Source organism: Novosphingobium sp. UBA1939, assembly GCF_002336885.1.
In the GTDB taxonomy this organism is placed as follows: domain Bacteria; phylum Pseudomonadota; class Alphaproteobacteria; order Sphingomonadales; family Sphingomonadaceae; genus Novosphingobium.
On the sequence record NZ_DDFB01000080.1, the window covers coordinates 1 to 4,983 of the forward strand.

7 protein-coding genes are annotated in these 4,983 nt (G+C 68.5%); 3 read left to right on the plus strand and 4 right to left on the minus strand.

The genetic code is table 11. From position 1 onward, the window contains the following. The 3 genes from B3547_RS10925 to B3547_RS10935 form a co-directional block, all read left to right on the plus strand. Positions 1 to 364: nitronate monooxygenase (locus B3547_RS10925; RefSeq protein WP_292963018.1), on the plus strand; the 364-nt coding region annotated here is incomplete at its 5' end. Between the two features lie 28 nt (positions 365 to 392). Beyond that, positions 393 to 1,712, plus strand: a complete 1,320-nt coding sequence (locus tag B3547_RS10930; protein ID WP_292963019.1) for an amidase family protein — start codon at positions 393 to 395, stop codon at positions 1,710 to 1,712. Next, positions 1,712 to 2,374, plus strand: coding sequence for a trimeric intracellular cation channel family protein (locus B3547_RS10935; protein WP_125954005.1), 663 nt, complete (start codon positions 1,712 to 1,714; stop codon positions 2,372 to 2,374). The genes B3547_RS10930 and B3547_RS10935 overlap by 1 nt, the downstream gene beginning before the upstream one ends. Positions 2,375 to 2,397: 23 nt before the next feature. Here the strand turns inward: B3547_RS10935 and B3547_RS10940 are convergent, their stop codons facing one another. From B3547_RS10940 to B3547_RS10955, 4 genes are all read right to left on the minus strand, one after another. Next, positions 2,398 to 3,396, minus strand: coding sequence for an NADPH:quinone oxidoreductase family protein (locus B3547_RS10940; RefSeq protein WP_125954006.1), 999 nt, complete (start codon positions 3,394 to 3,396; stop codon positions 2,398 to 2,400). Positions 3,397 to 3,532: 136 nt separating this feature from the next. Next, entirely contained in the window at positions 3,533 to 4,135 is a 603-nt protein-coding gene (gene leuD, locus B3547_RS10945) for a 3-isopropylmalate dehydratase small subunit (protein ID WP_292963020.1), read from the minus strand. A gap of 45 nt (positions 4,136 to 4,180) precedes the next feature. Beyond that, positions 4,181 to 4,348 carry an LPXTG cell wall anchor domain-containing protein gene (locus B3547_RS10950; protein WP_124808209.1) on the minus strand — a complete coding sequence of 56 codons (168 nt, stop codon included), beginning with the start codon at positions 4,346 to 4,348 and terminating at the stop codon, positions 4,181 to 4,183. 56 nt (positions 4,349 to 4,404) lie between these two features. Continuing rightward, a complete protein-coding gene (locus B3547_RS10955) occupies positions 4,405 to 4,914 on the minus strand; it encodes a DNA-deoxyinosine glycosylase (RefSeq protein WP_292963022.1) in 510 nt (169 codons plus the stop codon). Positions 4,915 to 4,983: the final 69 nt, after the last annotated feature.

Consider the following 4,983-nt stretch of genomic DNA (forward strand, 5'->3'; position numbering starts at 1 on the left):
GCTGGGCGCGGTGGCGGCGCAGCTGGGCACCGCGTTCGTCGGCTGCCCCGAAAGCGCGGCCGACGCCGGCTACCGCACGGCGCTGGCCGAAGGACGGCCGACCGTGATGACCCGCGCCATCTCCGGCCGCCCGGCGCGCGGTCTGGCCAACCGCTTCACCACCTGGGGGGAAAGCTGCGGCCTGACCGCTCCGGCCTATCCGATCGCGTACGATGCCGGCAAAGCGCTGAACACGGCTGCCAAGATAAGGGGCGAAGCCGGCTTCGGCGCGCAATGGGCCGGACAGGGCGCTCGCCTTGCGCGGTCCTTGCCGGCGGGCAAACTGGTCCACACACTGGCCGAAGAATTGCGGCAGGCGGGTTGACCGCGGAACGGACAAACGAGGGAGAGCAATGGTTCCGAAACTGACAGACGAACCCGGCGTAACGGCGCTGGCAGCCATGATCGCGCGCGGCGCCTTGTCACCGCTCGAAGCGGTGGACGCCGCGATCGCGCGGATCGAAGCGCTGGACGGGGCGATCAACGCGGTGGTCGTGCGCGATTTCGACCGCAGCCGGGACCGGGCGAAATCGCTGACCGCAACCGGCCCGCAAGGCGATCAGCCCCTGTTCGGCGTGCCGATGACGATCAAGGAAAGCTTCGACGTGGACGGCCTTCCCACCACCTGGGGCCTGCCCGCCTGCAGCGATTATGTTGCGCCGCGCGATGCCGCCGTGGTGCGGCGGCTGAAGCGCGCAGGCGCGGTTTTGCTGGGCAAGACTAACGTGCCGCCCTACCTCGCCGACTGGCAATCCGCCAACGAGGTCTATGGTCGCACCGTGAACCCGCACGATGCCGGGCGAACACCGGGCGGCTCCTCCGGCGGGGCCGCTGCGGCTCTGGCAACCGGCATGGTGCCAGCGGAATACGGCAGCGACATCGGCGGATCGATACGCGTGCCGTCGCACTTTTCGGGCGTCTGGGGTCACAAGACCACGTGGGGGGTGGTGACATCGCAGGGGCAGGAGTTTCCCGGCACCGACGGGCACGACATCGCCCTCGGCGTGGTTGGCCCCATGGCGCGGAACGGCGAGGATCTGGCGCTGCTGCTCGACGTGACGCTGGACCGGCCGCTGGTTCGACGCGAGTGCGCCATCGGCGGCGCGCGCTTCCTCTATCTGGAGGATCACCCGCTTTGCCCGGTGGACGACGCCGTGCGCGCGCCGATCGAGGCCGTGGTCGAAGCGCTGGAAGCGGCGGGCGCGGCGGTGGACCGGCGCAGCGCGCTGCTGCCCGATATGGCCGAGCAGCACGACACCTACATGCGAATGCTGCAGATCGCGCTGTTCAAAGGCGCTCCGGGGCCACAAGGGCAGGTAGCAAGTGCGGCCGACTGGTTTGCGCTGTGCGATGCGCAGGCCCGCAACCAGCGGGCGTGGGCCGCCTTGTTCAACAGCTATGATTTCGTCCTGATGGCGCCCAGCGCCGTGCCCGCCTTCCGGCATGACGATACGCCGATGCCGCAAAGGACGCTGCTGGTGAACGGCGCGGCCGTTTCCGTCGATGCCGTGCTCGCCTATGCCGGGACGGCGACATTTCCCGGTCTGCCTGCCACCGTGCTGCCGGTAGGCGCTGCCGGGCACCTGCCGGTGGGGATGCAGGTAATCGGCCCGAGCCACGCGGACCGGGGCTGCATTGCCATGGCCATCGCGATCGGCCAGTTGCTGCGCTGATGCCTCTCCCCGCTGTTTCCACCATCGCCTCCCCGATCCTGGCCGCGCCCGCGCTGCCCGCGATTCTCGGCTTTCTCGATCTGGCCGGGATCGCAGTGTTCGCGTTGACCGGCGCGCTGCTTGCGGCGCGGTTGCGGCAGACCTTCGTCACCATGGCATTCTTCGCGCTGGTGACGGGAGTGGGCGGCGGATCGGTGCGCGACCTGCTGATCGGCGCGCCGGTGTTCTGGGTGCGCGATCCGTCGGTCGCCCCGGTGTGCTTCGTGGTGGCGCTGGTGGCGTGGTTCACCCCGCACCGTTGGTGGGAAGGGCGCGCGCTGGAATGGGCGGATGCCGCCGGACTGGGCGCCTATGCCGTGCTCGGCACCGTCAAGGCGCTGGCCTATGGCGTATCGCCCGTGCCAGCGATGATGATGGGCGTCATCACCGGCTGCGTGGGCGGGATCATCCGTGACGTGCTGGCCGGCCGCCCTTCGATCCTGATGCGGCCCGAGCTCTACGTGACGGCGGCAGCACTCGCTTCCGGCCTCTGCGTGCTGGGCCGGATCGCGAACCTGCCCGACGGGCTGGTCTGGCCGGTCGCCGCGCTGGCCGGCTTCGGCCTGCGCGGCGCGGCGATTCACTGGAAGCTGGGCATCCCGGCCTACGGAAGCCGGCGCTAGGGTCGAGAACCTAGCAGGCCACGCTATTCCGTCGTCACCACGACCTTGCCCACGGCCTGCCGGTTTTCCAGCACGGCGATCGCTTCTCCACCCCTTTCCAGCGGGAAGCGCGCGGAAACGCGGGGATTGATCTTGCCCGCCTTGAGCATGGCGAACAGTTCGGCCACCTGCTCCGCGAACTTCTTCGGTTCGCGCGCGGTGAACGCGCCCCAGAACACCCCGCACACGTCGCAGGACTTGAGCAGCGTGAGATTCAGCGGCAGACGCGCGATGCCGGCGGGGAAGCCGACGACCAGGAAGCGGCCTTCCCACGCGATCGAACGCAGCGCCGGTTCCGAATAATCGCCACCCACGATGTCGTAGATCACGTTGGCGCCATTGGGGCCGCAGGCCGCCTTGAACTTTTCGGCGAGGTCCTTCGACTGCGCCTTGTCGAACGGCGGGCGGCCATAGATCACCACGTCGTCCGCACCCGCCTCGCGCGCGACGGCGGCCTTTTCCTCGCTCGAAACGGCCGCGACCACGCGCGCGCCGAACGCCTTGCCCAGCTCGATCGCGGAAAGGCCCACGCCCCCCGCCGCGCCCAGCACCAGCAGCGTATCGCCCGCCTTGATATGGCCGCGATCGACCAGGCCGTGATACGTCGTGCCATAGGTCATCAGCAGCGACGCGCCGGTGGCGAAATCGACGCCATCGGGCAGCGGGAACAGCCGGCCGACCTCAACCCGGACCTTCTCGGCCAGGCCGCCGTTGCCAACCATGGCGATCACGCGGTCGCCCACCTTCCAGCCGGTCACGCCTTCGCCCACCGCGTCGATCACCCCGGCCAGTTCCCCGCCCGGCGCAAAGGGCCGTTCCGGCTTGAACTGGTAGAGATCGCGAATCATCAGCGTATCGGGGAAGTTGATCGAGCAGGCCTTCATCGCCACCACGACCTGCCCCGCGCCCGGCACGGGATCGGACACATCGTCCAGCGTCAGCGTTTCGGGACCGCCAACGGCGTGGGTGCGCAAGGCCTTCATCGGTATCTCCCAATTCCATTCGTTGCCGGATGCGGAAAGGCCGTCCGGTTCTCGCCCGCCCATGCAAGCAAGTTTCACCAGTGAAGGGAAGAGGGTTTAAGCGATCCGTTAAACGAACCCGCCGTCCAGCCGCAAATCAGGCCGCGACGCCGGTTCCCCGCGCCAGAAACGGACGTTCAGCCTGCACGGCGCTCTCGAACGCCGAAATCGCGGTATCGCGCGCCAGCGTCAGCCCCACTTCATCCAGCCCGTTGAGCAGACAATGCTTGCGGAACGGATCGATCTCGAAGCGGAAACGGTCCTGGAACGGCGTGGTCACCGTCTGCGCTTCCAGATCGATGTGGATCGGATCGGTCTTCGCCACTTCCAGCAGGCGATCGACCTGTTCCTGTGGCAGCACCACGGTGAGGATGCCGTTCTTGAAAGCGTTGCCCGAGAAGATGTCGGAGAACGATGGCGCGATCACCGCCTTGATGCCAAGGTCGAGCAACGCCCAGGCCGCGTGTTCGCGGCTGGAGCCGCAGCCGAAGTTGTCACCGGCGATCAGGATCGGCGAGCCGGCGAACTCGGCGCTGTCGAACAGGTTCTCCGGGTCTTGCCGCAGCGCTTCGAACGCACCCCGGCCCAGCCCGTCCCGGCTGATGGTCTTCAACCAGTGGGCGGGAATGATGATGTCGGTATCGACGTTCTTGCGACCGAACGGGATCGCCCGTCCGTCAATCTGGCTGACCGGTTCCATAGCGCCGCTATACCTACGCGGGCGCGCCCCGCAAGACCCGAAACGTCAGTCGGTTTCGACGGGGTCCGCCGGGGGCGTCGGCTTCGCCTTGCCCGCCTCGGCGCTTTCCTTGCGCCGCGAGGCATAGAGCAAAGCCGCCGCCAGCGCCGCCGATCCGATCGCCGCGCCCGCCATGGCCGCCTTGCCGGTCCAGTCCGTCTTCTTCGTCGTCACGAAACCAAACTCCTTGATGCGCGGCCAATGTGACGGACCGTCATCGATTTGCAACCTCACCCCGGCGGATTTTCCGCCAGAAAATCCCGCAGCTTCAACCATTCGGCCTGCTTCTGCGCGAAGGTGACACTGCAATAGGCCGGACTGCTGGACGGAAGCTGAACGAGCGCCACGCGGTCAAGTTCCGCCAGCGCGCGCCGGCCGATCCGCGCGGACGTGGCGCCGTTGAAGGCCACGCAACGCAGGTTCGGCAGGCCCGCAACCAGCGCGGCCAGCGGGTTGGCCTCCGCATCGCGGATCGCGCCGTCCAGGCTGCCGCTACGCCGGGCCGAACCGATCGTGTCCCACAGCCCCACGCCGGCCGCCAGCAGCGCGGCCAGCCGCGCGTCGTAATCGAGCGCAGCGATGTCCTGCCCGATCGCGCCGCCGATCAGGCGCCAGAACTGGTTGAGCGGATGCGCGTAATAGCGCCCGGCCGCCAGCGAGGCCTCGCCCGGCAGGCTGCCCAGCACCAGCACCCGCGTGGCGTGGGACGCGACGGGCGGGAACGACGCCTTGCGGCTCATTCCCCCGCCCCGTCAGACGAGTTCGCGAACGTCCGTGAGATGGCCGGTCACCGCCGCCGCCGCCGCCAT